Annotated in this window: 22 protein-coding genes; 10 read left to right on the forward strand and 12 right to left on the reverse strand. The window is 44.3% G+C overall.

What is annotated here, in order from left to right:
* Window positions 1-142: 142 nt before the first annotated feature.
* From EOPP23_RS03430 to EOPP23_RS03440, 3 genes are all read right to left on the reverse strand, one after another.
* Window positions 143-883: an ABC transporter substrate-binding protein gene (locus EOPP23_RS03430; RefSeq protein WP_153764577.1), complete on the reverse strand. Its 741-nt coding sequence runs from the start codon at window positions 881-883 to the stop codon at window positions 143-145.
* Between the two features lies 1 nt (window position 884).
* Window positions 885-1,730 carry a response regulator gene (locus tag EOPP23_RS03435; RefSeq protein ID WP_153764578.1) on the reverse strand — a complete coding sequence of 282 codons (846 nt, stop codon included), beginning with the start codon at window positions 1,728-1,730 and terminating at the stop codon, window positions 885-887.
* A 171-nt stretch (window positions 1,731-1,901) separates the two neighbouring features.
* Window positions 1,902-6,902: a response regulator gene (locus EOPP23_RS03440; RefSeq protein WP_153764579.1), complete on the reverse strand. Its 5,001-nt coding sequence runs from the start codon at window positions 6,900-6,902 to the stop codon at window positions 1,902-1,904.
* A 375-nt stretch (window positions 6,903-7,277) separates the two neighbouring features.
* Here EOPP23_RS03440 and EOPP23_RS03445 point away from each other — a divergent pair, with 375 nt between their 5' ends.
* Together EOPP23_RS03445 and EOPP23_RS03450 are read left to right on the forward strand one after the other, a co-directional pair.
* The gene (locus EOPP23_RS03445; protein WP_153764580.1) at window positions 7,278-9,785 is read left to right on the forward strand and encodes a PAS domain S-box protein; all 2,508 of its coding nucleotides are present in this window, start codon (window positions 7,278-7,280) and stop codon (window positions 9,783-9,785) included.
* Between the two features lie 42 nt (window positions 9,786-9,827).
* Window positions 9,828-11,243 carry a sigma-54 dependent transcriptional regulator gene (locus tag EOPP23_RS03450; protein WP_153764581.1) on the forward strand — a complete coding sequence of 472 codons (1,416 nt, stop codon included), beginning with the start codon at window positions 9,828-9,830 and terminating at the stop codon, window positions 11,241-11,243.
* A 72-nt stretch (window positions 11,244-11,315) separates the two neighbouring features.
* Here the strand turns inward: EOPP23_RS03450 and EOPP23_RS03455 are convergent, their stop codons facing one another.
* The 3 genes from EOPP23_RS03455 to EOPP23_RS03465 all read right to left on the reverse strand — a co-directional run bounded on the left by EOPP23_RS03455 (window position 11,316) and on the right by EOPP23_RS03465 (window position 12,891).
* Entirely contained in the window at window positions 11,316-11,624 is a 309-nt protein-coding gene (locus tag EOPP23_RS03455) for a cytochrome c (RefSeq protein ID WP_153764582.1), read from the reverse strand.
* Window positions 11,625-11,794: 170 nt separating this feature from the next.
* Window positions 11,795-12,205, reverse strand: coding sequence for a VanZ family protein (locus tag EOPP23_RS03460; RefSeq protein ID WP_153764583.1), 411 nt, complete (start codon window positions 12,203-12,205; stop codon window positions 11,795-11,797).
* Window positions 12,193-12,891, reverse strand: coding sequence for a pseudouridine synthase (locus EOPP23_RS03465; RefSeq protein WP_153764584.1), 699 nt, complete (start codon window positions 12,889-12,891; stop codon window positions 12,193-12,195). Before EOPP23_RS03465 ends, EOPP23_RS03460 begins: the two co-directional genes overlap by 13 nt.
* Window positions 12,892-13,103: 212 nt before the next feature.
* Here EOPP23_RS03465 and EOPP23_RS03470 point away from each other — a divergent pair, with 212 nt between their 5' ends.
* Window positions 13,104-14,546, forward strand: coding sequence for a DASS family sodium-coupled anion symporter (locus EOPP23_RS03470; protein ID WP_228550552.1), 1,443 nt, complete (start codon window positions 13,104-13,106; stop codon window positions 14,544-14,546).
* Between the two features lie 278 nt (window positions 14,547-14,824).
* On the opposite strand, the gene EOPP23_RS03475 is transcribed toward EOPP23_RS03470, so the two are convergent.
* Window positions 14,825-15,028 (reverse strand): DUF2788 domain-containing protein, encoded by a 204-nt coding sequence (locus EOPP23_RS03475; protein ID WP_153764586.1) that lies wholly within the window; start codon window positions 15,026-15,028, stop codon window positions 14,825-14,827.
* Between the two features lie 130 nt (window positions 15,029-15,158).
* On the opposite strand from EOPP23_RS03475, the gene EOPP23_RS03480 reads away from it, so the two are divergent.
* Entirely contained in the window at window positions 15,159-15,521 is a 363-nt protein-coding gene (locus EOPP23_RS03480) for a hypothetical protein (protein WP_153764587.1), read from the forward strand.
* Window positions 15,522-15,675: 154 nt separating this feature from the next.
* On the forward strand, window positions 15,676-16,674 hold the full coding sequence (locus tag EOPP23_RS03485) for a hypothetical protein (RefSeq protein ID WP_194842482.1): 999 nt from the start codon (window positions 15,676-15,678) through the stop codon (window positions 16,672-16,674).
* Between the two features lie 17 nt (window positions 16,675-16,691).
* Here EOPP23_RS03485 and EOPP23_RS03490 read toward each other — a convergent pair whose 3' ends face one another.
* The gene (locus EOPP23_RS03490) at window positions 16,692-17,297 is read right to left on the reverse strand and encodes a DUF416 family protein (RefSeq protein ID WP_194842483.1); all 606 of its coding nucleotides are present in this window, start codon (window positions 17,295-17,297) and stop codon (window positions 16,692-16,694) included.
* Window positions 17,298-17,380: 83 nt separating this feature from the next.
* Entirely contained in the window at window positions 17,381-17,926 is a 546-nt protein-coding gene (locus tag EOPP23_RS03495) for a hypothetical protein (RefSeq protein ID WP_153764590.1), read from the reverse strand.
* Between the two features lie 463 nt (window positions 17,927-18,389).
* On the opposite strand from EOPP23_RS03495, the gene EOPP23_RS03500 reads away from it, so the two are divergent.
* The 4 genes from EOPP23_RS03500 to EOPP23_RS03510 all read left to right on the forward strand — a co-directional run bounded on the left by EOPP23_RS03500 (window position 18,390) and on the right by EOPP23_RS03510 (window position 22,479).
* Window positions 18,390-18,998, forward strand: coding sequence for a trimeric intracellular cation channel family protein (locus EOPP23_RS03500; protein WP_153764591.1), 609 nt, complete (start codon window positions 18,390-18,392; stop codon window positions 18,996-18,998).
* 122 nt (window positions 18,999-19,120) lie between these two features.
* The gene (locus EOPP23_RS03505) at window positions 19,121-20,416 is read left to right on the forward strand and encodes an OmpP1/FadL family transporter (protein ID WP_153764592.1); all 1,296 of its coding nucleotides are present in this window, start codon (window positions 19,121-19,123) and stop codon (window positions 20,414-20,416) included.
* A gap of 1 nt (window position 20,417) precedes the next feature.
* Window positions 20,418-21,698 carry a serine/threonine protein kinase gene (locus tag EOPP23_RS21320; protein WP_194842484.1) on the forward strand — a complete coding sequence of 427 codons (1,281 nt, stop codon included), beginning with the start codon at window positions 20,418-20,420 and terminating at the stop codon, window positions 21,696-21,698.
* Complete coding sequence (locus EOPP23_RS03510) at window positions 21,676-22,479, forward strand: VacJ family lipoprotein (protein ID WP_194842485.1); 804 nt, start codon at window positions 21,676-21,678, stop codon at window positions 22,477-22,479. The genes EOPP23_RS21320 and EOPP23_RS03510 overlap by 23 nt, the downstream gene beginning before the upstream one ends.
* Here EOPP23_RS03510 and yaaA read toward each other — a convergent pair.
* The 3 genes from yaaA to EOPP23_RS03525 form a co-directional block, all read right to left on the reverse strand.
* A complete protein-coding gene (gene yaaA, locus EOPP23_RS03515) occupies window positions 22,476-23,249 on the reverse strand; it encodes a peroxide stress protein YaaA (RefSeq protein ID WP_153764594.1) in 774 nt (257 codons plus the stop codon). The genes EOPP23_RS03510 and yaaA overlap by 4 nt on opposite strands.
* 134 nt (window positions 23,250-23,383) lie before the next feature.
* Entirely contained in the window at window positions 23,384-23,827 is a 444-nt protein-coding gene (locus EOPP23_RS03520; protein ID WP_153764595.1) for an avidin/streptavidin family protein, read from the reverse strand.
* An 85-nt stretch (window positions 23,828-23,912) separates the two neighbouring features.
* Window positions 23,913-25,304 (reverse strand): phosphomannomutase CpsG, encoded by a 1,392-nt coding sequence (locus EOPP23_RS03525; RefSeq protein WP_153764596.1) that lies wholly within the window; start codon window positions 25,302-25,304, stop codon window positions 23,913-23,915.
* A gap of 119 nt (window positions 25,305-25,423) precedes the next feature.
* Here EOPP23_RS03525 and EOPP23_RS03530 point away from each other — a divergent pair, with 119 nt between their 5' ends.
* On the forward strand, window positions 25,424-26,926 hold the full coding sequence (locus tag EOPP23_RS03530) for a mannose-1-phosphate guanylyltransferase/mannose-6-phosphate isomerase (protein WP_153764597.1): 1,503 nt from the start codon (window positions 25,424-25,426) through the stop codon (window positions 26,924-26,926).
* Window positions 26,927-26,992: the final 66 nt, after the last annotated feature.

Here is a 26,992-nt window from a genome sequence, read left to right on the forward strand (position 1 = left end):
ACGTGATTAAACCCATGAACGCCACTGCCTAGTCAGTGGCGTTTTTTCAGTTAAGTACCCGAATATACGATTTCATATGTCATTTCCCCGTCGAAGGCGGGGAAATGACAACCTTAATATTAGATGAGGTGTGGTTGCACACTTATATCTCTTTCATGCCGTATTTAGAGAGCAGCTTGTCGACAATTCCTGTATCAATCAGAGTTTCTATCGCTTTGTCGATTTCAGGAAGTAAATGAGCCTTCTCCTTATTTAAACGCATGCTGAGTTTATAAATAGAAAGAGGCTCTGAACGATATAAAGCAACCTTACTTTTATGCGATAAGTGAGAGGCGATATCTAATGGAATAACCCCGTAGTCACAACGTTTTCTAAGCAACATAGCGATAATCTTTTCTTCACTCAGTACTGTCACTGATTCATGTTGGGTATTTTCGTCGTAGTTGAAACCTAAAATTCGACAAAGTTTCCCCTTTTTGAGGTCACTCAACTTATTAATAGTCTGAGACATAGGCTTATGGCTCATGATGACTTCATCGGAGAGGAAGAATGGAATGCTGTAAACAGAATTTATGACTTCTATTGGTTCCTGTCGCCAGATTGGGTCTATGCCGGGTTCAAGGTCCAGATCATTCTCAACCATGAGTCGCCTTAGTCGTGCCTGCGGCAAATAGCGGTATTCAAAACGAATACCTGCCTGTTTTGAAATGGCTTCAAGCAGATCAATATAAAAACCAGACGACTCTTTTTGACTATCTTTTGGCCAGAAATAGGGAGGTCTGCCGGTTTCAATAAGTCCGACTTTGATGGGAGGTGCCAGCTGAACTGCAGCAAGCACCGAAAAAGAGGGAATCAATAGGAGTAGATAAAGCAGTCGTTTCATATCAACTGATTTGATATTGCTGTTGAATTTTATTCAGGCAGACAGTTTCTTGTTGAAATATGTTTACCAGAGAAGGGTCAAAACGAGAGCCGGACTGACTGATCAGCCATTGTGTGGCTTTTTCAGGGGTTGATTCCGCCGTATGAGCCAGTGCATCGAAAGCAGAAACCAGAGACAGAATTCTGGCAGCCAAGGGTATGTCTGTCCCAGATAATTTGTGTGGGCAGCCCTGACCATCCCAGCGTTCATGAAAAGCACCCAGATCAGTTTTTGCTACAGAGCTATTAAGCTGCTCGGGGATCAACGTCTGACCAAGTTTTATGGATAAGCAAGCCTGAAACAGTTCTTCAGCCCATTGCTCGTTTTCACCATAACATTTAGCCAAATGACGGGCTGAATGAGCAATACGCATTAAGTGCGGGTCAGCCATTAAGGTTCGGGTAGCTGGAGCTGACTTTTGCTCTTTCAATGACAACTGGCTAGCAACTCTGTTGCGAATAATCTGTGGGTGAGCCGGTTTGCTGATGTAGTCAACAGCACCAGCTTCCATACCGGCGTCTTTGTCTTCGTCATCACCCATTGCAGAGATGAAAATGATGGGAATATCTGCTGTTTCAGGATCTGATGATAACAGTTCACAGACCTCGTACCCATCCATTCCGGGCATCATAATATCAAGCAGAATAAGATCTGGCTGTGGGTGTGCTCTGGCTATGGACAGAGCTTTCATTCCACTAAGCGCAGCTTTTACCCGACAATCCTTTACCAGTATCTCTCGCAGAATATCGATATTTTCCGGTGTGTCATCCACAATCAAAATGACTTTCTTGTCAGATGAACAGTTCATCAGAGCATATACCTCTTGTCTGACCGACTCTTAGCATCGGGCAGGACACTGTAAAAATTGATATCAGGGCATCTGGTACTGTTCATAACATTGCACAGTACCAATTATGTCCCCTCTGAAATCCACTAAAGGTAAACGACTAAAAGTAGTTATTCATAAATGTGCAATTGCTCATAGAGGCCACTGAGATTTATTTAATCTTTCTAGCGCCAGTTCGAAGTCGTATTCTTCAAGCGCTGCCCTGATCTTAAGCAGAGCTTCTCGATTGGTATCTTCATGCTTCAGTTGTGAGGTCATTGCACCGCAGATATCCAGAGCTTCAGTGTCGTCATTTTCTATTAGCGTTTTAAGCTGCTCATACAGCCCACTTATATCCACGTGCTCAGTATCATTGTGATCAGATTGTTGCTCTGGTTCATCCTGTTCAGTCAGTTGCAGGAAGGCATCGATTTCCTGGGCAACCTTTTTTATTGTTTGTCGGAGGCTGTTAATGATGTAAAAACAGGCTTCTTCGGAGATGTCGGTTCCAGTCACTTGCTCAAGGTTCATAGCCTGCTGTGATAACTGATGAGCCCCTATATTGGCTGAAACACCTTTTAATGTATGAGCCAGTCGTTTTGCCAGTTCGAGATCACCATCTTCTATTGCTGAAAGGTACTCCTGACAGAAAGAAGATTGATTTTGACGAAATTTACCGAGTAGACGAATGTATAAACTTGTACGGTCCTGACAGATACCAAGTCCTGTATCCGTGTTGATACTGGCTAGTATCTGCCATGGATATTCGTCATTGGACACCGCAGAACTTTCATTTAAACCCTTGTTGATTGTTATGTGTTCTCTTGGTTCTATCCAGAAAGCCATCTTGGTCAGCATGTCTTCAAAGTTTATTGGTTTGGCAATGTGATCATTCATACCTGCTTCCAGTGCTTTGGCACGATCTCCAGCCATCGCATTAGCTGTCATGGCAAGTACAGGCAGGTTGGCCCAGTTCAGATTTTTCCGAATTCTGCGTGTTGCTTCATAACCATCAAGTACAGGCATTTGGCAGTCCATCAGGACACCGTCAAATGTTTTTGACTCGAGAGCATTCAGGGCCTGAAGGCCATTCTCGGCAACAGTTACCTTCATGCCGTTACTTTCCAGAAGGTCAATAGCCAACTCCTGATTAACCTCGTTATCCTCTACCAGAAGGATTTCTGCTCCGGAAAGATGGTTAATAGCGTCTTCTGTTTTATTCGACCCAGTCAGTGGCTGAGAGTTAAACGGCAGGCTTCTTCCAAATACACGGCTAATAGTGTTCAAAAGAGATGAAGCTGTTAATGGTTTTGGCAGGTAAGCTCTAATATTACTGCCTTCATCTGATGTATTGGCGAGGTCCTGACCAAAAGCAGTCATCAGAATACAGTGGGGTGGTTCTTTCCGGCATTGCTGGAAAATCAGTCGGGCAGCATTAATGCCATCAAGCCCAGGCATTTTCCAGTCCATAATTATCAGGCTATAGGGGTTCTGGCTGGATTCTGCTGTCAATATCAGCCTCAGTGCTTCGTCCCCTGTTGCCGCTTCTGTTGTGACCATACCAAACTGGTGAAGCATATTGCGACAGATCTCGCGGGCTGTAGGGTTATCATCCACAACCAATACTCTTTCCTGGTTCAGATACTCCAGTGAATTAGTGGCCTCATCATTCATTCGGGTATTGAAGGTGAGAGAAAATTGAAAATTTGCTCCCAGATTTTGTTCGCTTTCAACCCAGATAGTGCCGTTCATCATTGAAACCAGTCGATGACTGATAGCAAGACCAAGGCCTGTGCCACCATATTTTCTGGTTGTGGATGTATCTGCCTGAGTGAATGACTGAAACAGTTTATCTATCTGCTTTTGTGACAGCCCGATCCCCGTGTCCTTAACAGAAAAGTGTAAGACGATTTTGCTGTTGCTCTGTTCAGTAACTCTGATGGATATAAGAATCTCACCTTGATCGGTAAACTTAACGGCATTGTTACCAAGGTTGAGAAGGATCTGGGACAGTCGCAGAGGGTCACCAACCAGTCGCGGAAGGTTCACAGGCAGATCAAAAAGGAGCTCCAATCCTTTTTCTTCGGCATTAAAGCTAACTATGTTTCGAACGTCATTCAGTACAGAGTCCAGTACAAATGGAGTTTGCTCCAGGGACAGCTTGCCAGCCTCTATTTTTGAGAAGTCGAGAATGTCATTAATAATACCCAGCAGAGAATGTGCTGAACGATTAACCTTTTCAATATAGTTACGCTGCTTGGTTTCCAGTCTGGTTTGTAATACCAGTTGGGACATTCCAAGAATTGAGTTCATTGGAGTACGAATTTCATGACTCATATTAGCCAGAAAATCACTCTTCGCTTTTGAAGCCTGCTCAGCTTTATCCAATGCCTTGCGGAGATTTTTATCCATCTCCAGACGATCAGAGATATCCGAAAAAACAATAACCCAGCCAATAATTCTTTTATGACGATAGACAGGGTTGCAGCAAAACTCTATTGGCAAGACATTACCGTTTTTTGCTCGGAAAAAGCCATACAGTTGTGTGAGTACCTGATTTCCATTAAGAATCTGGTGGATTGTATGCTCCACCTGATCTTGGTAACCATCATCTTCTGTAATGCTGTGGCCCAGAGACGTAATTGATCGGCCAATGATTTCGTCGGAGCGATAGCCAAGAAGTGTCAATGCAACAGGGTTGATGAAATTGATACAGCCTTCATCATTCAAACGGAATAATCCCTGCCCGATAGATTCAAGAATCAATCGACTTTGTTCTTCCAAGTCCGATAGTTTTTGTGTTCTTTCATTAACTTTTTCATCCAGCTCTGCGTTTGAATCCATCAGCTTTTTGTTAGCCTGGCGACCAAGATTCAGCATGAAAAGTATGTATGGAATGACAAAAGCAAAAACCAGAACCAGAACCAGAATTAGGCCATATTTAACTGTATTGTAACCCGCCAGAATATCACTCTGGTTCACCTCAGCGATAAAGCCTGTTCCTAAAGTCGGATTCCAGAGGGCGAGAACGAAGAAGTCCTTTCCGTCATGGGAATAGCTTAGTAAAGGACTGGTCTGAGTAGAGTCGTTGTGGCTACTGTTCAGATAGAAGTTATAGAGTGGATGCTTTTGACTGATATGTTTATTCTGGATGACCAGAAGCTGACTGTTCTTTGGGTCAATACCGACAGGAGTAATGGATATTTTCTTAGTTAACCGGACATTTTCAAGAAATACCTGTAATTTTTCAGAGTAGTTAACCTTGCTGATGATAACAGCTTGCACCTCACCACTTTTATCAACAATGTTGTTTGTTGAATAGTTAATCCAGCTGGTTTCTTCTTCTGGTTGGCGAGAGTTGGTATCTTGCTGGTTACTTATCGGGTATTGCCAAAGATTAAGGCTGCCGGTCGTTCTCCGCAGATACTGTTCATAAATGCTTTCTATCTCTTCTGAAGGCTGACCAACAAGAACATTACCCTTGAGATCAGTAACAACGACTTCGTGCTTGGGAAACAGGTTGACATATCGGTTCCAGAAGCTGGTAAATTCAAATACATGTTTTTCATACAGTTCGAAATCTGTTGCCGTGGTTGACGCTATTTTTTTCGTTAGTGACTGAATTTCTTTTTTTCGGGAAATGTGTCTGATTAGCCCATTTCTGAGGTTAAAAACATCCATCATTTTCTGGTCAGCAGACGTTACGGATAGTTTTAGCTGTTGTTGAATGTCTGCTTTTTGGTACACAAGGGTGTGTTGAAGAACAAAATAGGAGATCGCACCACTCAACGTAATAATCAGTGCGATACTAAAGATAACCAGTTTTGAAAATCGGCGGGAGCCAAATGAAGCTGTAGACCCCATAAGGCCGGATGACATACTTTTAGCAATCAAAAGAAGAATTGTACTGATGATAAAAAAGAGTGCCGCCAGAGTGAGGATAGTCGATGATATTGACTGTTCTTCCAGAGAAATAGCACGATTACTCTTCGATGGTTGAGTAATTTGATATTTGCTTTTAATTTGATTCTTTTCCCAGCTCGACATGCTCAATAGAAACTTATCGATGATGGACATCAGCGGCTGATGCTTATTTTGAATCAACCAATGAATATCTATAGATGGCAAAGTATCTCTGGTGATTTTTCGAATGTTTATCCCTCCTGATTTATTGATCAGGTAATCAATAATCAGGTCAGGTCCTGCCAATCCCTCGATTTCACCGTTAAGGAGTGCGTTGATTCCAGCATTCATGCTGTCGTAAGTAATCAGTCGTAGAGATGGAAACTGCTCTTTGAGCATAGTAATTGTTACATGGCCACGAAAAACACCAACAGTTTTGTTTTTGAAGTTCGAGAAGTTTTTGATATCGGAGTTATTTGCTGCTGCATACAGTTCAACTTTCAAGCTATGAGTTGGAGCACTGAACAAACCCAGCTGATTACGGCTATCGTCATAGAAAATACTGGGCAGGAGGTCTATTTCCCCTCGCTTAAATGCAGTCAACAGTTCGCTGAATGAACCATATACATAGTTGTAATCCACGTTGGTCTGTTTTTTAAGCTTTTGCAGATAATCTGCCATGATTCCATCAGGATTACCTTGTGTACCTTTTCCAATTAAGGGAAGCCCTGTTGACAATACTCCTACGGAAATAACAGGGTGCTCTTTCAGCCATTTTTGCTCTTTGATTGATAAGGTCAAAGCTTGAGGGATCTGCTCATTTCTGCTCAAGTTGTCGTAATACAGCTCAAGGCGGGCAATAACTCGTCCCTGATGCACAATTGAACGCAGAATTTTAGGGTATTGAAGAACCGAGTCAGGAACGGGGGTGTCAAAGCTGCCTTGCTGGTACGGAGGGCGATAAAATGTCAGCAGGTTTTTTTGTGATTCTGTTTCTGTAATACGAATGGATCTGATTCTGGTATTAGAGCTGGTAATAAATCTCAAAGCCTGTTGCAGGTTCTGAGTATCCAGATTGTAGACAAAGGTTGTACTGAGATTGGCAATTTCGTTTGCCACTTCCATTTCATTAAACTGATGCTGAACAATGGTTGGAATGTTATCGCTTAAGGAGTGCGCTGTGGTAGAGAACAGTGAAACACTACTGATAATAAAAAGGCTCGAAATAAGCCACAAAATCCTGTTGCGCACAGTTATGCCTAATCCTTTTATACTGCTAGGAGCTTCCCGGTACAGTCAGTCTTGCGATGAATAGTTGGTAATGTTGAGAGTCTGAAAAATAGTTGCTGTGACGAAAACAACTGCTCGCAAGTAACTGATTGAATGGCCAAGGTGTCTATGTGTTATTTGATGAATTCTGATCATATTGTCTATCTGTGGATAGGCTCAATAAGTGATTGACGTAAATAAGTTTATTAGAACCAAGGTTAAATTTATCGACGTCAGTTAATAAACGACGGTAGTTAAAAAATATTAAATAAATATAAAACTCTCTTATTGATTTAAGCCAACGATAAATTTTCCATCACAACATATGATTCGATCTTTGTCATATGCTGGTCGTTTATGAACGCTGATACAACTGAAACACAGGGAAGGTTCAGGGAATGGGCAATATTTGTCGTTCCAGCTATTCTAGTCAGTGTTTTGGTGTGCTTTGCACACTATTGGTTAAGGGCTGATGCGGTCATTGAAAGCAAGCTTCAGAATGAGGCTATGACGCTGGATCTTGGTCAGCAAATTCTGGCGACGAATCTTGGCACTCTGGAATCCGATACCCGAATGCTGCTAGACCTGATTCTTCCCGCAGGACAGCAACAAATGAATCAGGCAATGACTGAACAACAATTTGTTCGTTTTGCCCGCCATCGACAACAGTATTCCCAGATTCGATTTATTGATGCTAGTGGCCAGGAGCAGGTCAGGGTTGAAAATGATCTGGAGAGAGTTACTGCGATCGCTGGCAACAGGTTACAGAATAAATCTCAACGCTACTATGTCAGAGATATAGGCCAACTTGCTGCTGGCGAATTTTATATATCCCCTCTTGATCTCAACATAGAGTTTGGCCGAATCCAGATTCCTCATACACCCGTTATTAGAATAGGTATTCCGGTCTTTATTGGTAGTCAACGCAAGGGGAGTTTGCTGATTAACTATCGTGCACAGGGGCTTTTTGACAGTCTGAAGAGAGTCACCAGTGATTTTTCTAATCAGATAACCATGGTTAACGACACTGGTTTCTGGCAGTTACAGTCTGCAGGTACACAATCATGGCTTTACAGTGAGAAGCTTATAGGTGAGCTTCAGGCGCAGTGGGTTGATTTTTGGCCAATAGTTCGGGATTACGTCAGCGGCCAGAATAAATTGGCAAAGGGATACCTGACCTGGAATACCTTTTATTTGCCTGAAAACTCCGAGCGTTCCTGGAAGCTGATTTCGACGTTGCCGGAAAGTCAGTTAAAGGCATTGAAACAGGAAGTTCTTAATAGGTGGGGACTTTACTACTTCCTTTTAATTGCTCTATTTGCAGTGACTTCCGGTTTTATGGCCGGCAATCGTTATCGCTATCGTGTTCTTCAGGGCCAGGTACAATATGAACAGGGTTTCAGACAAATTCTTGAAAATATCCAGCTCTCAGCGATTACTGTTGATAAGCAAGGGGTGATTTCTTTCGCAAATTCTCACTTTCTTCGCATGATAGGAGAGAGTAATGGTCAGTTTTTGGGGAGAAACTATCAGACTTTGATTGTAAATAAGGATCAAATGATAGTGACTGAGATGCTGGGTGATGTCTGGAGTGGACACCGTCTGGATAAAACCTGGAGTCTGAGTGTCAATACAGAGAAAGGTCCAAGGTTGTTGCGATGGACATTAACTGCCAGTAAAAACGGTGAGGGTAAAACCCAATCTATTACTCTGCTTGGGCGCGATATAACTGAACGGGAAGTTCAAAAGCAACAACTTCTTAAGCTCAGTCATGTGATTGAGCAAAGTCCCAGTATTGTCATGATCACTGATACTTCAGGGCTTATCGAATATGTTAATCCGACATTTACTCTGATTACCGGTTATGAATTGAGTGAGGTTATTGGTCAGCGCCCATCTATTCTGAGTTCCGGTGAAACTTCCAGTGAAGATTATCAGGCTCTATGGAGTAAGGTTGGGACGGGTAAAATCTGGGAGGGGGAATTTCATAACCGTAAAAAATCCGGGGAGCTTTATTGGGAGTCTGCAGCTATATCCGCTGTTCGTGACGAATATGGAAAAAACCTTTTTTATGTCGCTGTGAAACAGGACATCACTGAGCAGAAACACCTGCAAAAGCAGATCAATCAACAGCAGAAAGAGAAAGTGCAGTACGAAAAACTGGCTGCTGTTGGGCGAATGGCCGCAATGATGGCCCATGATCTCAGGAATCCTCTGTCGTCAGTGAAAATTGCTTTAAAAATGCTGACTCGAAAGGCTTTTCAAGATGAACAGGCAGAAGAGCTGACAGAACTGGCACTGGAACAGGTCGATTATATGGATTGTCTGATGGAGGATATTCTCAGTTACTCCAGACAGGGAAGGTTAAGTGCTGACTGGTTTGATCCGGCAGAAGTAGTTCGTTCTGCTGTCTTGGGTCTTGAAGGTGAGCGGGAAATGCATGGTGTTGAATTACAGCTTGATGATAGTGCTCAACTGCCAACGATCTTTGCTGATCCTGTCAAAATCAGGCTGCTGCTGCAGAATTTGATACAGAACGCTGTTCAGGCTGCAAGTGAGGAGAAAGCGGGCATCCCCAAGGTATCGATTAAGTCAAAGGTGATACTGGAAGAAAATGGACCTGAGCTACAGATTGAAATTCTGAATAATGGCCAGAGCTTTGATCCTGAATTAAGTGAACAGGTATTTGAACCTTTTTTTACCACGAGAGCCAAGGGGACAGGCCTGGGGCTGGCTATTGTCAGGCAAGTACTGGATAGCCATAACGGTTCTATCAGGATGGAGCCGCTGTTGTCGGGTGGAACAAAGGTTTGTGTGCAGTTACCACTGAATTACCCGCAGTCTGTAAAACTTCAGGCTGCATGAATACAAAGATAAAAATAAGCAGGTAAAGGTTTAGAGAGTTATATGAGCAAAATATTGATTATTGATGATGACCTGGCCATATGCCGGACTCTTCAGCTTCATTTTCAATCGGAAGGATTCGAAGTTGAGCTTGCTCATAATGTTGATGATGGCATAGAGCGGGCAAACAGCTTTGAACCAAATATCATTATTCTTGATATTTGTATGCCGGGCCGCAGTGGTTTGGAGGGTATTGCTGAACTGAAAAAGATTTGCCCCAGTGTTCGTATCATTATGATTACAGCATTTCACGACATGGAGAGCACTATTGCTGCCATGAAAGAAGGAGCTGACGAATACATTCATAAACCGGTTGATCTGGATGAGCTGGAATCAGCAATCAAGAGTGCTCTAGCCTGTCAGAAAAGTGCTCAGAACGTAGGCCTCGAACTGCTGTCGTCAGCGAATCAGAAGGCAACTGGTCATGTAATGGTGGGTTCCAGTCGTGTGATGAGAGACGTGTACAAAACGATTGGTAGAGTTGCTGCATCACCAGCCAGTGTACTGATTACCGGAGAATCCGGGACAGGCAAAGAGCTGGTGGCCAGAGCTATTCATCAGGCCAGCAACCGGGCGAATGAGCCTTTTGTAGCGATCAACTGTGCCGCTCTCGTAGAAACGCTGCTGGAATCGGAAATGTTTGGTCATAGAAAAGGCGCATTTTCAGGAGCGGTTAATCACCAGGAAGGTAAATTTCAACTGGCTGGTAAAGGAACCTTGTTTCTGGATGAAGTGGGTGAACTGGGTCTTGATATTCAGGCTAAGTTGCTAAGGGTTTTACAGGAGCGTGAGTTTTACCCATTGGGAGCTGCGCAGCCTTTAAAGTCAAAGGCCCGAATTATATGTGCGACTAATCGAAATCTGGAAGAGATGATCAGTGCTCAAACATTTCGAGAAGATCTCTTTTATCGGTTGCAGGTGGTTACTCTGGAGCTGCCACCGCTAAGAGATCGACTGGATGATCTGGATGAACTGGTGCAGGCTTTACTGATGAGAGCGAATAGAGAGCTCGGGTGTTCCATAAATAAAGTATCTACTGAAGTGGTGAAGGCTCTTCATCAAAGCCAGTGGCCAGGTAATATTAGAGAACTTCAGAATACACTCACAAAGATGGTCGCGCTTTGTCAGGGGGATACCCTGACGCCAGAATTGCTGCCGGATCATTTGCAGAACTCTGCTTATGGTGATGGAACATTTGATTCAGGAAATCAGCATCCAGCTGAAGATGTATTTTCAGGACGGTCAGCCAGTAGCTACAGTATGGAAGATCTAAAGCGTGAACATGTCAGCAGAGTACTTGATGAGAATGGCTGGCACAGAGGTAAAGTATGCGACATCCTCGGTATTTCCAGACCGAGGCTACAGAGAATGATTGTTCAGTATGAACTGGAGTCGCCAGTCAGAGTAGACGTCAGATGACAGAAAACAGACTCAGCTGTTTTCTGTCTCTCAGCTATTACAAAGCATTCTGCTATTGCAAAGAGTCAGCTGTTATAAAGAGTTGTAATAGGCTGCCAGATTGGAAATATCAGCCTCAGACAGCATAGCTGCCTGAGGCTGCATAATCATGGCCTGCGGGCTGGTGCGTTGCTTGTTTTTGTATGCCTTCAGGGCTTTTTCAAGGTAGTCGGCTTTCTGGCCAGCCAGACTTGGGTAACCTGGCAGCATGGAAATACCGTTACCACCGTGACAGGCAGCACAAACACCAGATTTGGCCTTACCAGCGGCAGCATCACCTGCAGCAAAAGCTCCCCCGGAAATGGCTAAAAGTCCCATCAGTAAGACAGCTGATTTTTTCATGTTATGTCCCAAATTTATAATTGGCTTGCAGGTGAATAATGCTAGCTCCGTGCCAATATTACAAGTATCTAATATATTCGGTAATTACAGGCTTGAATCGCGGTATCAGTGTGTTTTAGGTACGCCATTAATTGAACGAAACGTTCAATTAATGGCTGAGGAGATGATGTTCAGTTACTGTTTTCAGCTAATTCCCAACGCCATTTAACGAGTGGGATTTTTCGCAGTATTGGAATCAGTGCAATATAAATAACGACACCGGAAAGATCCGCGACAACATCCAGTAGTGAGAAAAAACGATATCCTGAGAACCACTGCAACATTTCAATCAGCAAACCGTAACCAGCCAGAGTCAATATTTTGGGAAACTGAAACGAACTCTTAGGAAAGCTGCAATCCAGTAGAAAAGCCAAAGTAAAGAAAGCCGTGAGGTGTTGTATTTTATCGCTTATCTTCGGTAATGGAGCCTGGTCTATGGGTAAGAGTGCAAGAATAGTTATGGTGATCAGAGCCAGTCCGAGCCCAAACCGCGAAAGGTTAAAATAGTGTTTTAAAATGCGTCGTTTAATTAACGTTTCCAAAATGTGCGCTTACCTGCTGTTGGTTTTTTCCCTGTCAGTTTTCCTGATTTTCTTACCGGTTGTGAGAGTAGCTGCTTCATTGACTCGGGAACAGGCACTTCCTGCCAGTCTCCGGAATGAATTCCGTCCAGTCTCCAGTCACCGATGCTGTAACGAATAAGTCTAAGCGTTGGAAAGCCAACCGCTGCCGTCATTCTTCTCACTTGTCGGTTTCGCCCTTCTTTAATGGTCAGCGAAATCCAGCTGTCAGGAATACTTTTCCGTTCCCGCACTGGTGGGGTTCTTGTCCACACATCAGGTGAGTCGATCAATTCGGCATTAGCTGGCAAGGTAATACCATCGTTCAGCATTACACCTTTACGAAGATTTTCCAGAGCCGCATCATCAGGAATACCTTCCACCTGAACCCAGTAGGTTTTAGCCATTTTATGCAATGGCGAGCTGACCTGGTGCTGGATTTTTCCATTGTTCGTCAGTAATAACAGGCCTTCACTGTCACGATCCAGTCGTCCAGCGGGGTAAACACCGGGAACAGGAACGTAGTCCTTTAATGTTTCTCTTCCCTCAGTATCAGTGAACTGAGTGAGTACGCCATAAGGTTTATTGACCAGTATGAGCCTGGCTGGTTCTGTGGTTTTACTACTCTTGGTTACTGCAGATGAGCGGTGATGAGGTCGACCTGACATCGTAGTGTGATCTCTTACTTAATGAAGTGAATTATAAATTGCTGCCAGCAGAACGAAAGACCTGAACTAAACTCATAAACGTAGTTCTAATTCATCGGGTTCTTTTTAAGACTCCTGATGTCAATCAGGGCTTAAAATTTATCATTCAATAATGCCAGGGCGGCTTTCGGAATAGTGATTTTTCCAATTATCTGATTGAAAGGGGGCTACTTTTGTCTGCTTCATCTTCGACTGTTTCTGCAAATCTGACTTCACAGTTAATAGTACTATCGCGCTACCTTCTTCCATTCGTATTTGGCTTAGTGCTTTGGTACGTACCTGTTCCCGAAGGTATGGAAGACAGAGGTTGGCAGATTTTGACCATATTCCTGAGCACCTTGCTGGGTGTCATGGTGATGCCTCTGCCTATGTCTGCAGTGACCTTTATGGGGGTGGCAGCGTTAGGTTTGACTCATACATTAACGCTGAAGCAAGCATTAGCGGGTTATGCGGAGCCTATTACCTGGCTGATCATGCTGGCGTTCTTTATTTCTCACGGGTTTATTAAAACCGGGCTGGGTCTTCGAATGGCCTACTGTTTTATGCGTCTGATGGGAAAGAAAACAGTCACTCTTGGTTATGGTCTGGCTCTCACGGATGTAATACTGGCGCCAGCCATGCCCAGTATTACCGCCAGAGCGGGAGCTGTTGTAGCGCCGATCATGAAATCCATTGCCGAGGTGTATGACAGCCATCCAGGCGGAACCGCTGGCAGAATGGGAACCTTTCTGACTCTAACCGTATTTCATGCCAACGCTATCTCCAGCGGTATGTTTCTAACGGCTATGGCAGGTAACCCGTTGGTGGTGAAGCTGGCGGGGGATCAGGGTGTTGATATCAGCTGGGGAACCTGGGCGTTAGGGGCGATTGTTCCCAGTCTTGTTTGTCTGTTATTGATGCCGTTGTTACTGGCAAAGATTGCTCCGCCTTCTATCAGAGAAACCCCGAAAGCGGTGACAATGGCGGCTAACAAGCTTACTGAACTGGGCAGCTTGAAGCGAGATGAGTGGATTATGGGAGCCACCTTTGTTGCTTTGTTGGTGCTCTGGGTCAGTGGTCGTTATATAGGCGTGTCTCCTACATTGGTGGCGATGGTGGGGGTCTGTGTTCTTCTTCTGTCGGGAGTATTGAACTGGGACGAAGTGAAAGGCAACAAAGGTGCCTGGGACACCATGATCTGGTTTGGAGCCTTTGTAACAATGGCTCACTACCTGAGTGAATTTGGCGTTGTGTCCGCACTGAGCCAGAATATCAGTCCATGGTTTCAGGGATTACCAAGCTGGCTGGGAGTGAGCGCTGTTATCGTTGTTTATTACTTTGCCCATTACTTCTTTGCAGCGACTACCGCTCAGATCAGTGCCATGTACGCCAGCTTCCTGTTTATCCTTCTGGCAATGGGTGTTCCGGCACTCGGTGCAGCTCTACTTCTGGCTTATATCAGTAATATTTGCGCGGTTGTCACGCACTACGGCAATGGTCCTGCACCCATCTTATATGGCTCAGGCTATGTACCATTGAAAGTCTGGTGGCGGGCTGGCTTTATTATGAGTCTTGTTTATCTGGGAGTCTGGTTGACTCTGGGTAATGCCTGGTTGAATTTTCTTGGTTATCTGTGATGGTTTCTGGGGATGTTTTCGAAAATAAAGTGGTCAGGTGTTTGTTTTTGGTAAAAAACGTATTTATACGGATGAAGCATGGTCAGGAAACAGGCAAAATGAATCCAGATGAGTGATTTCAGATGATATTGCTTGTCTCGGGATATTGACTCTGTCCCGACAGGTTTAAACTCAGATTGAGTAGTCCTGTCAGTTTGTCATGTTCGTTCTTCTTGATCCGGGTAGCTACCCGGATTTTTTTTGCCTGATGAAAAGTGCTCGATAGAAAGTGGCTTTTATCAGCCACCACCAATAGTGTTCATCAACACGCCTTTCAGTACGAATCCCAGCACGCCAAGACAGAGTGCACCGAAAAGAACTATGGTTCCGAACTTACCTGCTTTTGATTTTTTTGCCAGATCGTAAACGATATAGGCCATAAGCAGAATTAAGCCGCTTAACAATACCTTGAGCATCAAGTCTTCAAACTGATCAATATCCATTCTGGTCTCCTTCACCTTGGGCACATTCTATAGTGCAGAAAAACTCTGTCTACACTGAAAATAAGAGATCCGGTAGCCGGTAGTATTGCCCGGAGATAACAAAGGTTTGTACCGGTTACAGGAGAGATCGATGAGTTCCCGCATTCGACTGGTTGATATCACTAAATTAAAAAAATCCTCATGGTTTGTTCAGAGTGAATCTCAGGCTGCCCTTCACAAGGCTCGTGCAGATATCACCAGACAAGAAGAATTCCTTGAATCAGTGGGTATGGACAAACATCAACTGAGAGCTTTTATTAACGGTGAGCAATGGTCTGCAGCCTTTAAACATAAAGCCAGAGAAGAGTTATTACGTTTTTCTGATCAGCTTAAGCAGGAAATGACTGAAGAAGCCTCTGCCAAGCGGAAAGAGCTTGGCGAAGCCAGAAGGCTACTGAGTTCCAGAAAGAAAGCCAGAGAGTCTGCGCGCAGACGCAGAACTGGCTTTGTTTAAGGTTTTTTCATCCATTTAAATCGGAATATGCAGGGATTGCAGCACTATGCCAACCATTGATGGAATTAATTCAAACAACCTTCCGAACCCAATAGATCCTACTCAACAGAGTCAAATGGACTTTATGTCAGCCATTTTTCTGGAGCGGGGGAACATGCTTGACTCAGAAGTTCGACGGATTGTCGGTAATATTGAAAAGTCCAATGAGTTGCTGGTTGGTGTCAATAATATGATCAATAAGGCCAATATTGCTCAGTATGGTTCCAGCAATTATACGGCGACAACCTGGCAAACTAATGGTAATAGCATCGTTCTGGATAACGGCTACGGCCTTGCCATTCACCCTGATGCCAATGGCAATACCAAATTTACCCTGGTCGATGCTGAAGGCAATAAACTGATGTATCAGAATCAGACGCTGGTTCCTTTAGCGAAGGGAGAAGCCGCAGATGTACTTCAGGTAGGTATTCCGGTCATGAACGATATGACCTTTGTTCTTGATGATGGTACTGAAATTACTTTTAAGACAGGTACACCTGATATTCCTTTTAACGCTCAAAATATATCGGGTGGTTTAACCGACATTACTGGCATAACCATTACCCGCGGAACTCAGTCGTTGACGGTGACTAACCTGAATACAGCGAATCCGGCCATTGGTACTGCAAATCTGAATGGTGTTGCTGTGGATGCGACCAATAATGATGGCTATATATTGCTGGAATCAGGTGGGCTGCACTCTTGGGAGTATGACGGCGTAAACACCAATAATATTACAGCGACTGACCCTAACAATGCTTCTGCGCAACTGGGTGGTTATGCGGCCAGAAAGCTGGCTTTCCAGTCCGCCTTGGCGAATGAATACAGTGGTGGGGCGCCAGTGCTTTCAGCGGAAGAAAGGAATATTCTGGCTCAGGATTTAAAAATTACCTACACGGATGTCAGCGGCAACGGCAACCTGACTCCAGATGAGTGGGGAAAGCTGAAAAGCTCTCTGCTGAATGCCAAGGAAAACCTCACCAGCAATAATCAGCTGCAAACGGTGCAGTTACAGAGAGCCATGGCAACGTACAACCAGAATTACGATGCCATGTCGAACTCACAGAATAAAATTTACTCGCTGCTGAGAGATATCATCAACAATGTGAAGTGATGTTTATGCTCATCGAATCAGTCGAGACTGATTCCGATATGGCTGACACCGTCATTCTTTGCAATAGTCCTGAGTTTTTTCATGGTTTCAGGGTTCTGCTTTGACTTACTGATCGTTTCAAAAATCTCGTCAATAAAATCGAGTTGCTGAAGGTACATTTCGTGTTGTTCAATGTACTGTTGCAGCTCAGTGCCCTTCAACTCCAATGCTTCCGAATACTTGATGAATTTGCCGATAGTGCTGAGGGAGAGTGTCAGTGCGCTGGCTGATTCCCCGGCATCCGGTTCCATGGAGCAGTTTACAGCACAGATTGTACTGATAATGGCATCGTGCGCGAGTTGAGCACCGAACATTTCAAACTCGTCCATATCAGGGATACAAGGTTCCAGCCTTTCCAGAAGACGCTCAAAGTTCTTTGCAGACTGGTGACCGGCAATGTTATCCCACAGCATGTTCAGGCAATGCTGGCATTCTGCGGTGTCACCAAATTCAACCAGCTCAGAGAACAGTGCGAAATTCGGCCATGCCCTTTCAGCAATAGCGGTGGTGACGGCGGTGAGTTTCCACTCAGGCAGGTTTTCGAGACGGCGGATAAACAGGGCGTATTGTCTGCGGGTATTCAAAACAGATTCCACAATATGAACAGCGATGGTTGTGGATTCTAACCCAGAGCCGGAAATGACGGAAATGGCTTTAGAGTGCTTGCCTAGAGAGCCCAGTTAAAATTAACAGTGACTTTATCCATCTTATAGCTTGAGTTCAGCTCGATATTGGAGTTGTCCATCAGGCAGGTTTTTGCTTTCAGCTTGCTACTGAAACGAACCTGACCACAGTCTCCAAATTTAAAACGGGTCTTTTCCTTGATATAGACAACACCTTCTTTCAAGGGCTTAGCCACTTCCAGGTAATTCAGGCCCACCATAGCAGCGCCAGCAGCAGCTTGCCCAGCGACCTTCTTGGGATTCTTAAGTGTTTTATAAAGCAGCTTGCCCACATCATCCTTGTTGATGATGTTTTTTTTGCGTGAGCCCAGCTCTGGTACGGAGTACTTACTTTTGCTACTGACATTCTGGAGGGTGAATGGATCAATGGTTGAAACATCTCTGGAGTAGGATGTTGAGTAATGGCTGTTCTGAGTAAAATCCGTGTCAGACGATTCAGCCTCTGACGAGATGGGCAGCATGGAGACAATGAAAGGTGTCCCCAGACTGTATAGATATTTATGGCAACCGCTTAGCTTGCTTCCATTCATGGTGTTGATCTCCAGAACAGCGATACCTCGCCTAACTTCCAGCCTACCAGTCGTACACCATGCTGGCAGGAGATAGACTCCTGATAAACTAATTTAAGCATGCGAATCAGAGTATGAATGTTGTAGCTAACCCATATAACTACAATGTATAAAACTCTTACTTCATTATTGTTAACTGAAATAATTTCACTTCATATCAACTAAAAAGTACTTACTTGAGCGTTAGTTGTTATCGTTTTTATGGGGAAGAGCTTTAGTCAATGAGTGGTCTTATGGCGTTACAGTGGAAACGTGAATGAGAATAATGACAAAAAAATGTCTCTTTAATTACAGCTAGATTTTCCAGGTAGATTTCTGAAGTATAAGTATTACTGTCATTGAATACCGGTTTGCAGCAATATTGGCCATTAAGACACAGGAATATAATTGCCTGAATAATAACCCCTTCCTGATAAAGACGAACATGCTTCTCTATTTTCTCGACTTATTCGGCACCGCTGTTTTTGCCATCAGTGGTGCCTGGCTGGCTTGCCGAAAAGATATGGATCTTTTTGGCGCAATGGTTCTTGCCTTTGTGACTGCCGTTGGTGGCGGTACGATTCGTGATGTGCTCCTGGGTGCTGTTCCGGTCTTCTGGATACAGGATACCTGGTACATGGTAGTCATTCTTGCATCAACTTTATTGGCCATTGCTTTTCGCAAGTGGCATTGGCAGACCAAACAGCATATGTTGATTGCCGATGCCATCGGGCTGTCTGTGTTCACTATTATTGGTATTACCAAGGCACAGGCGTTCGGAGCTTCGCCATTGGTTGCTGTGATGATGGGCGTGCTGACTGGCTGTGGTGGCGGAGTCATCAGAGATATTCTGGCTGCAGATGTACCTATGGTTCTCAGATCCGAAATATATGCTTCAGCCGCCATGGCGGGCGGGGCTGTTTATGTATTGCTTGAACCGGTATTTCCCCATACCGAAGTTACTCTGACTGCTGCGGCTCTGGTGCTATTTATGCGTTTGCTGGCGTTGCACAAAGACGTCTCCCTGCCAAGGTTCACTTTACCTAAAGTCTGACGTTTATTGTGGTGCGGGGTGCTGCAAGAGCACCCTGAAATTCAGAGAACTTTTGCTGAATTTCTTTTCTTTACTCAAACAGGGTCTATAACTTCAAGGCAGATTACGCTTTGAGGTTAACCATGAGCCCTCTCAAAAATCGCTCACTTTTTTCTACAGTAACCATAACTTTGTGCGGCTTGTTGACAGCTTCTGTCAGTAGCATTTCTTACGGAGCTGGTTACGGCATCAATGAAAACTCTGGCAGTTACATGGGGACCGGCTTTGCAGGGCGAGCCTCAAACCCTCAGGATGCGTCGATACTGGCATCTAATCCTGCTGGCATGGGTTTTATGGATGCTAGAAGTCTCTCGGCAGGTAGTGCTTTTATCCTGAAAGGCGGTAAGTTTTCCGGTGATTTTAAATCTGCTTTCTTACAAGAGCCACTTTCCGGCTCTACATCTGATTTCCAGAAAAATACCTTTGTGCCCTTTGGGCACATAGTTGTTCCTTTGCATGAACATATTAATCTGGGGTTCAGTGGTTATGCACCGTTTGGAATAGAGCTGGAGTACGATAAGGGGTGGGTAGGACAGTATTTCGGACTAAAAACCAGCGTTCAGGTGGTTAACCTTCAAGCATCTATTTCCTACAGAATAATGGAACAATTATCTGCCGGTGTTGGAATTATTGGCTCGTATGTAAAGGGAGAGCTTACACAAAAGACTTTTTTTCCCGACCCAAAAAGTTTTCCCCCAATTATCACATTGCCTGCCAGAGTAGAGGGTGATGATAAAGCTTTAAGCTGGAATGTTGGTTTTTTATGGCGAGCTAATGAGAAGACTTACCTGGGGCTGGCTTACCATGATCAATTGAAGTTTACACTTGAAGGTGACAGTAAAGCAGGTTCTCTCAAGCATAAAGCCAAGCTTGATATCACCATGCCAGAAAAAGTAGCACTGAGTATGACTCATCATATTGATAGCCGACTGACATTGATGGCAGAGGCAACCTGGACTCGGTGGAGCCGATTTGAACAGTTCCATGTAAAAGCAGGAAGTATGCTTTCAAGTTATATCCCAATGAAATGGAAAGATGTCTGGGCATTCAGTGGCGGGATCTCTTATCAACTGCTTCCTGAATGGCAACTCCGTGCTGGATATATGAGAGATAATTCCCCGGTCGATGATAATAACCGAACAGTTCGCTCACCTGATGCAAATCGCAACTGGTACACCTTTGGCTTTAACTGGAAGCCAGTTTCTGAATTAAGCATTGATCTCTCATACGCCTATGTAGATATGGGGAAAAGTAATCTCACAGAGCAAAAACATGAAAGTACCCCCCCTCATGGCGTTATACCTACCTATGGTACGTTAAACGGTGAATACAATAACCATTCCCATATCATTGCTGCCCAACTGAATTATACCTTTTGATATGAAACGGTTCTTTATCCTGTTACTGATAATAAGTGGTGAGCTTCAGGCTTATGGCTTCCCTATCAGTAACCCCTTTCTTGCAACCATTATTGGAACACCTCCTGCTTTTCGTGCAGTTTCAGAACCAACCACAATTCAGGAAGCAATTTATGGATTAGCAGAAGACAAGCAGCATAAAGCCCCTGATATCTTTTGGGATGTAAAAACACCCAAATTTAAATTTGCCTGGCAGAAGAATAAATCACCTCTGGTGGTGATCATCGCTGGAACGGGGGGGCGATTTGATACTTCAAAAGTAGAAGCACTAAAGAAGATTTTTTATCAGAGTGGTTTCCATGTACTACAGCTGTCTTCTCCTACCAGCTATGATTTTATAGTGTCCAGCTCTGTATCACATCGTACCGGTTTATCGACACCTGACAGCATTGACTTGTACCGGCTGATGCAGCAGGCAATCGAACGAGTGAAGTCGTCGAGAAGCATAGCAATCAGTGATTACTATCTGGTTGGCTACAGTCTGGGAGCAATGGATGCCGCTTTTATTGGTAAGCAGGACAAGGATGAGAGGAAAGTAGGTTTTCGTCGTATTCTTATGATTAACCCGCCTGTTTATCTTGAGCGCGCGGTATCTAATCTGGATAAACTCCTGCTTGCAGATGTCCCCGGGGTTGATGATTCTACGGCGTTATTTAATCACTATTTTGATGGTCTGGCAGATTACTTTCGACATCATAAGAGTATTGATCTTGAAGCTTCAATGCTTCGATATGTAGAAAAAAATATTGTCGGCTCATCCCGTGAAGAGTTGGCTTTATTAATTGGTATGAGTTTTCGGTTTTCGGTGGCTGCGATGTTATTCACTTCAAACGCAATGACATTGAACGGTAAATTATTACCTGAAGGTAAAAGGCTTAAGTTGGGAGATAGCAGAACCAAGTATATGGAAAGTGCCATGCACTGTAGTTTTCAATGCTATGTTGAGTCAGTTTTGCTGCCTGCTGTCAGAGAGAAAAAGAGCGATACAACATTACAGCAGTTATACACAGAAAATAGTTTAACCGTGCTTGCTGACTGGCTTAGAGAAACCCGTTCAATCGGGGTTATGCATAACGCAGATGACCTGATAATTGATCAGGAAGGGTTGAACTTCCTCTATGACACTTTTGGTCGCAGAGCCCGAATTTACCCAAGGGGAGGACATGTTGGAAACTTCCTCTACAAGGAAAATGTTACTGATATGTTGGGCTTTTTTAAAAATGGTTACTTCCCGGACAGTTAGAAATACAGGTTGGCCGTCATTAATACTGCTGATGATGTTGTCATCGCGGGTCTTTTCTGTAGAGCGATTGTCGTATTCGGAGCCGTTGAAGCAATTACAGTATCATGACGAGGATAAAGGGCTTCTGGCTCAACCCGGTGATCAACTTGGCTTCCTGGATGTTTATGACCCTATCGAACCATTAAACCGATACATATTTGCATTCGATAGAATAGTTGATCGAAACCTGCTAAAGCCTACGGTAAAACTTTATAAAACCGTAACACCTGTTTTTTTTCGGTCCAGAGTTTCGGACTTTTTTCAGAATCTTAAGGAAATTCCATCCGGTGTAAACAGTCTGCTTCAGTTTGATATCAGGCAAACCTTTAATGCCATGTTCAGGTTGGTGATCAACTCTACCGTTGGGTTTTTTGGTCTGTTTGATCCTGCATCAGCTATTGGTTTACACCATCAAAGTAATGGTTTTGCCAATACGCTGGCATTTTATGGCGTTGGCTCAGGTGCTTATCTGGTTATTCCGTTGTTGGGACCATCGAGTGTCCGCGATATTGCAGGTATGGCTGTTGATCAGCAGCTGGAAAATCAGATTAATATCGGTAATGTGCCAGAAACAATCTTCCAGCAGCCGGAGTGGTTGGTGTTGTACGGTGTGAACTACCGCTATACGACATCACTCAGTTACAGTGATTTCAGTTCACCTTTTTTGTACGACCTGATCCGCTTTCTGTATACCAGAAAGCGGGAGCTGGAAGTGGTGATTGTCGATGATAAATCGATTTAACTTTCCTGACGGGTGAACACCCATTCGGTTTCAGTCGACATGGCCTTGTTGAAACCATAGCCCTCATAGTCAAATGCTTTCAGGTCATTAACATCACTGATGGCATTATCAATGGCGTAACGGCACATTAAACCTCTGGCTTTTTTTGCGTAGAAACTGATGATCTTGTATTTATCACCTTTCCAGTCCTTGAAGACAGGAGTGATGATGGCAGCGTTCAGTTTCTTCGGCTTAACTGATTTGAAATATTCATTGGATGCCAGATTTACCAGAATACTGTCTTTTTGTTGGGCAAGCTCTTCGTTCAGCTTTTCTGTAATGGTTTCACCCCAAAAAGCATACAGGTCTTTACCTGCGGCATTGGCAAATTTGGTGCCCATTTCCAGACGGTAAGCCTGCATCAGATCCAGTGGACGTAACAGGCCATAAAGGCCAGACAGAATACGCAGATGCTTCTGAATGTATTTAAACTGTTTTTCGTTCAGGGATTCGGCATCAAGCCCGGTATAAACATCACCTTTAAAGGCCAGCACAGCCTGTTTGGCATTATCCGCTGTAAAGGGCTGCTCCCATGCTTCAAAACGAGCTGCATTCAACTGAGACAGCTTGTCACTGATGCTCATAAGGCTGCCGATATCCGCGGGGGAGAGCTGACGTAATTGTTTGATTAAATCTTCAGCCTGATCAAGGAAGTCAGGCTGAGTGAATGTCTTAGTCACCGGTGCGGTGTCGTAATCCAGTGTTTTGGCAGGAGATACGACCAGAAGCATAGAGGGATCCTTTTTCTCGGTCTGAAATATAGCTATTCAGTAACTATTCAGAATTAGTTTATTGTCCACATACTAGTAAAGGCGCAGCCTCAGGCATAGTGAATTCTGTCTATTGAGCTGATAGCGACGCGCGGTTAATTACTTTTGTGTTTTTTCGCAGGCATTCGAGTATAGATGTCAGTGTTCAGAATCTGTGAGTTCCAGGTATCTTTGCCACGGTATTGCATAATGGCCTGAGTCTTCAGCTCTTCCTTACCATTTTTATGAGCAACAATGCCGGTAATGGCTAATACCAGAGGTGAACCACAGCCGGTCATATCCACACTCAATGAAAAGGTGTTGCTATTACTGTGACCAACGAACGGTGCTTTATGGCCAATGCAGGCTCGAGTCTGGGCAACGGCTGTTACGAATGTTCCATTTAGCTGATTACTCAGTTGAATAAAATCCAGTGTCGAACCGCGTTGATTTTTCCAGAAGCCGGAGAAGTCAGTTGCCTTCTCGGTCGGTGCTGCCTGTATCTGTGAAAGAAAAGACAGCAGTACGATAAGTAGCTGAAAACGATTTTTAAACTTCATTGCAGGACTCCACAACTATGGTGTTGTCCTGCAAGCATAGAAAAAAAAGATCAGGATGCAATCAGGTCAGAGGCAAATCAATATTTTAGTGTTCTCGGATTAAAGCCAGAAGCTCACTGGTTTTTTCATTTACCAGCAGCACATCATTCTTACTTTCTACGTTCAGTCGAATAACGGGCTCAGTATTGGAGCGACGAAGGTTAAAGCGCCACTGCCCCATATCCAGTGAAATACCATCAGTGGTATCAACGGCTTTGGCATCGGGTTCATAAACGGCACGAACCTTATCGATCGTTTTCTGAGTATCTGACGTTAATCGGGAGTTGATCTCACCGGAAGAGGGGTAGAGGGCAATACGCTCTTTGACCAGAGTAGAGAGAGGCTTTTGTTTTTTGGAAATCAGTTCCGCTACCAATAACCAAGGAATCATGCCTGAATCGCAGTAAAAGAAATCACGGAAGTAATGGTGAGCGCTCATCTCGCCACCATACACAGCGTTCTCTTCTCTCATCATGGTTTTGATATGAGAGTGACCGGTTCTACATAAAACAGGTGTTCCACCTGCAGCCTTTACCTGATCAATGGTATTCCAGGTTAATCGAGGGTCATGAATGATTTTTGCAGCCGGATGATGACCGAGGAAGGCTTCTCCCAAGAGACCAACAATATAGTAACCTTCTATAAACTGACCTTTCTCATCAAACAGAAAACAGCGGTCGAAGTCTCCGTCCCAGGCTATTCCCATATCAGCTTTATGATTGATGACTGCGTCAATGGTTTGTTGTCGAGCATCGGGTAAGAGCGGATTAGGTACTCCGTGAGGAAAATTACCATCAGGTTCGTTGAGCAGTTTGATGAATTCAACAGACTTATTGCTTTTTTTGAGCCGAGCTTCAATAGCATTAACGATATGCCCAGCGGTGCCATTACCAGCGTTAACGACGAGTTTTAATGGTTTCAATACATCAGTATTGATAAAACCAAGAATATGCTGGATATAAGCATCAAGACTGGATATTTCCTGATAGCTGCCAGTCAGTTCAGTTTCATGACTTTGATCGCCACGATTTTGATTAACAAGGTTTTCCGCCAGCTCCTTGATGGTATTCAGTCCGGAACTGGCTGCAATAGGTACACTGTCTTTCCCAACCAGTTTCATGCCATTGTAGTCTTTAGGGTTATGGCTGGCAGTGACCATTATTCCGCCACAGGCTTTCAAGTGAGACACTGCAAAGTAAATTTCTTCGGTGCCACACAGACCCAGGTCGAGCACATTGACCCCGGCGCTTCTGAGACCGTTTGTTACAGCCGTTTTTATGGCAGAGGATGAAAGCCTGCAGTCTGCCCCCACTATCACTGTTTCCGGCTTAAGCCAGTCGGCCGTGGCACGGCCAATTCGCCAGGCAATATCTTCATTCAATTGCTCGGGGATTTTTCCGCGAATATCGGAAGAGTTAAAACACTGAAGCTGGTTCATAACTGCTGGCTTTCTGTTTACTATTGGTTGAAGTCTCCGAGAATTGCTATGAAATAGCAAGAAAGCGCGGGATAGCGGCTCAGGCCAATAAGAAGTAATAACATCAACAGGGAGCATTAATGTTTACGCCTGTAATTATGGCTGGTGGTGCCGGCACCCGTCTGTGGCCTTACTCCAGAAAACACTATCCTAAACAGTTTTTACCCTGCATCGGCGAGCAGAGTATGTTACAGCAGACTTTGCTAAGACTGAAAGGACTGAAAACGAATCCACCGATTATTATCTGTTCAGAAGATCACCGTTTTATTGTCGGCGAACAGCTGCAGCAGATAGGCATCAATAACGCACGTATTTTGCTGGAACCTGAAGGCAGGAATACAGCTCCAGCTTTGGCTTCTGCCGCATTACTGCAGAAAAACAGTGATGAGATTTTACTGGCACTGGCAGCAGACCACTTTATTGCTGATGAAGCTGCGTTCCGTAAAGCCGTTGTGCAGGCGTCTGAACTTGCCAGCCAGGGTCACCTGGTCACTTTCGGTATTGAACCCAACAAGCCTGAGACCGGGTATGGTTACATTAAAAAAGGCCAGTCGATGGAGCCATTCTGCAGCTTGAGCAGACTGGTTGATCGATTCGTTGAAAAACCGAACAAAACAACTGCGCAGGAATACCTTGATTCTGGCAATTACTGCTGGAACAGCGGCATGTTCATGTTCAGAGCCGATGTGTTTCTTAAGGAATTAAAGAGCTTTCGGCTGGATATCTATTCTGCCTGTGCTCAGGCGGTTAAGGATTCTCAACAGGAATGGGATTTTACCCGCCTTGGCAAGCAGGCTTTTCTTGAGTGCCCGTCAGAATCTGTTGATTATGCGGTTATGGAGCAGACTCAAAAGGCTGTTGTGCTACCCGTCAGCTGTGGCTGGAATGATGTAGGTTCGTGGTCGTCCATTCTGGAAATAGAAGAAAGCGACAGCAATGGCATGGTTTGCCATGGCGACGTGCAATCTGTTGATTCAAGGAACAGCTATGTACGGGCCGAGAGTCGTCTGGTGTCGCTGGTTGGTGTTGAAAACCTTATCGTCGTAGAAACCAGTGATGCAGTTATGGTCGCTGATCGTAATCAGGCTCAGTCAGTTAAGAGAATAGTTGAAGCTCTTGATCAAAATAGCCGTTCTGAAGCGGTTACTCATCGTAATGTCTATCGTCCATGGGGAAGTTATGACGCTATCGATGAAGGGCATCGCTATCAGGTCAAACGAATCAGTGTAAAACCGGGAGCTCGATTATCCCTTCAAAAGCATCATCATAGAGCTGAACACTGGATTGTTGTTCAGGGTACAGCGTTGGTGGCGAGAAATGATGAAGAGCTGCTATTGACGGAAAATGAGTCCGTTTATATTCCGGTTGGCTGTAAGCATCGACTGGAAAACCCAGGAAAAGTCACTCTTGAGCTGATTGAAGTACAAAGTGGTGCCTATCTGGGTGAGGACGATATCGTCAGATTCGAGGATACTTACGGACGAGTAGAGAGTGGTCGAGCAGAGAGTGATCGAATAGAGAGCACTCGGGTAGAAAATGTTCGAATTGATAGTGCTCGTACTGAAAACAGCAAGGTGAAATAAAGCGTTACTGTTAAAATAAGGCTGTTAACTGATTGCACCTACCCAAGTTGACAGCTTTCCAATCCC

It is taken from the genome of Endozoicomonas sp. OPT23 (genome assembly GCF_009653635.1).
In the GTDB taxonomy this organism is placed as follows: Bacteria; Pseudomonadota; Gammaproteobacteria; order Pseudomonadales; family Endozoicomonadaceae; genus Endozoicomonas_A.

Bases quoted from the DNA above. Each gene is read 5' to 3' on its own strand.
- EOPP23_RS03430 (WP_153764577.1), bottom strand. From the start codon at position 883: ATGAAACGACTGCTTTATCTACTCCTATTGATTCCCTCTTTTTCGGTG.
- EOPP23_RS03435 (WP_153764578.1), bottom strand. From the start codon at position 1,730: ATGAACTGTTCATCTGACAAGAAAGTCATTTTGATTGTGGATGACACA.
- EOPP23_RS03445 (WP_153764580.1), top strand. From the start codon at position 7,278: ATGAACGCTGATACAACTGAAACACAGGGAAGGTTCAGGGAATGGGCA.
- EOPP23_RS03450 (WP_153764581.1), top strand. From the start codon at position 9,828: ATGAGCAAAATATTGATTATTGATGATGACCTGGCCATATGCCGGACT.
- EOPP23_RS03455 (WP_153764582.1), bottom strand. From the start codon at position 11,624: ATGAAAAAATCAGCTGTCTTACTGATGGGACTTTTAGCCATTTCCGGG.
- EOPP23_RS03465 (WP_153764584.1), bottom strand. From the start codon at position 12,891: ATGTCAGGTCGACCTCATCACCGCTCATCTGCAGTAACCAAGAGTAGT.
- EOPP23_RS03475 (WP_153764586.1), bottom strand. From the start codon at position 15,028: ATGGATATTGATCAGTTTGAAGACTTGATGCTCAAGGTATTGTTAAGC.
- EOPP23_RS03480 (WP_153764587.1), top strand. From the start codon at position 15,159: ATGAGTTCCCGCATTCGACTGGTTGATATCACTAAATTAAAAAAATCC.
- EOPP23_RS03485 (WP_194842482.1), top strand. From the start codon at position 15,676: ATGCTTGACTCAGAAGTTCGACGGATTGTCGGTAATATTGAAAAGTCC.
- EOPP23_RS03495 (WP_153764590.1), bottom strand. From the start codon at position 17,926: ATGAATGGAAGCAAGCTAAGCGGTTGCCATAAATATCTATACAGTCTG.
- EOPP23_RS03500 (WP_153764591.1), top strand. From the start codon at position 18,390: ATGCTTCTCTATTTTCTCGACTTATTCGGCACCGCTGTTTTTGCCATC.
- EOPP23_RS03505 (WP_153764592.1), top strand. From the start codon at position 19,121: ATGAGCCCTCTCAAAAATCGCTCACTTTTTTCTACAGTAACCATAACT.
- EOPP23_RS21320 (WP_194842484.1), top strand. From the start codon at position 20,418: ATGAAACGGTTCTTTATCCTGTTACTGATAATAAGTGGTGAGCTTCAG.
- EOPP23_RS03510 (WP_194842485.1), top strand. From the start codon at position 21,676: ATGGTTACTTCCCGGACAGTTAGAAATACAGGTTGGCCGTCATTAATA.
- yaaA (WP_153764594.1), bottom strand. From the start codon at position 23,249: ATGCTTCTGGTCGTATCTCCTGCCAAAACACTGGATTACGACACCGCA.
- EOPP23_RS03520 (WP_153764595.1), bottom strand. From the start codon at position 23,827: ATGAAGTTTAAAAATCGTTTTCAGCTACTTATCGTACTGCTGTCTTTT.
- EOPP23_RS03525 (WP_153764596.1), bottom strand. From the start codon at position 25,304: ATGAACCAGCTTCAGTGTTTTAACTCTTCCGATATTCGCGGAAAAATC.
- EOPP23_RS03530 (WP_153764597.1), top strand. From the start codon at position 25,424: ATGTTTACGCCTGTAATTATGGCTGGTGGTGCCGGCACCCGTCTGTGG.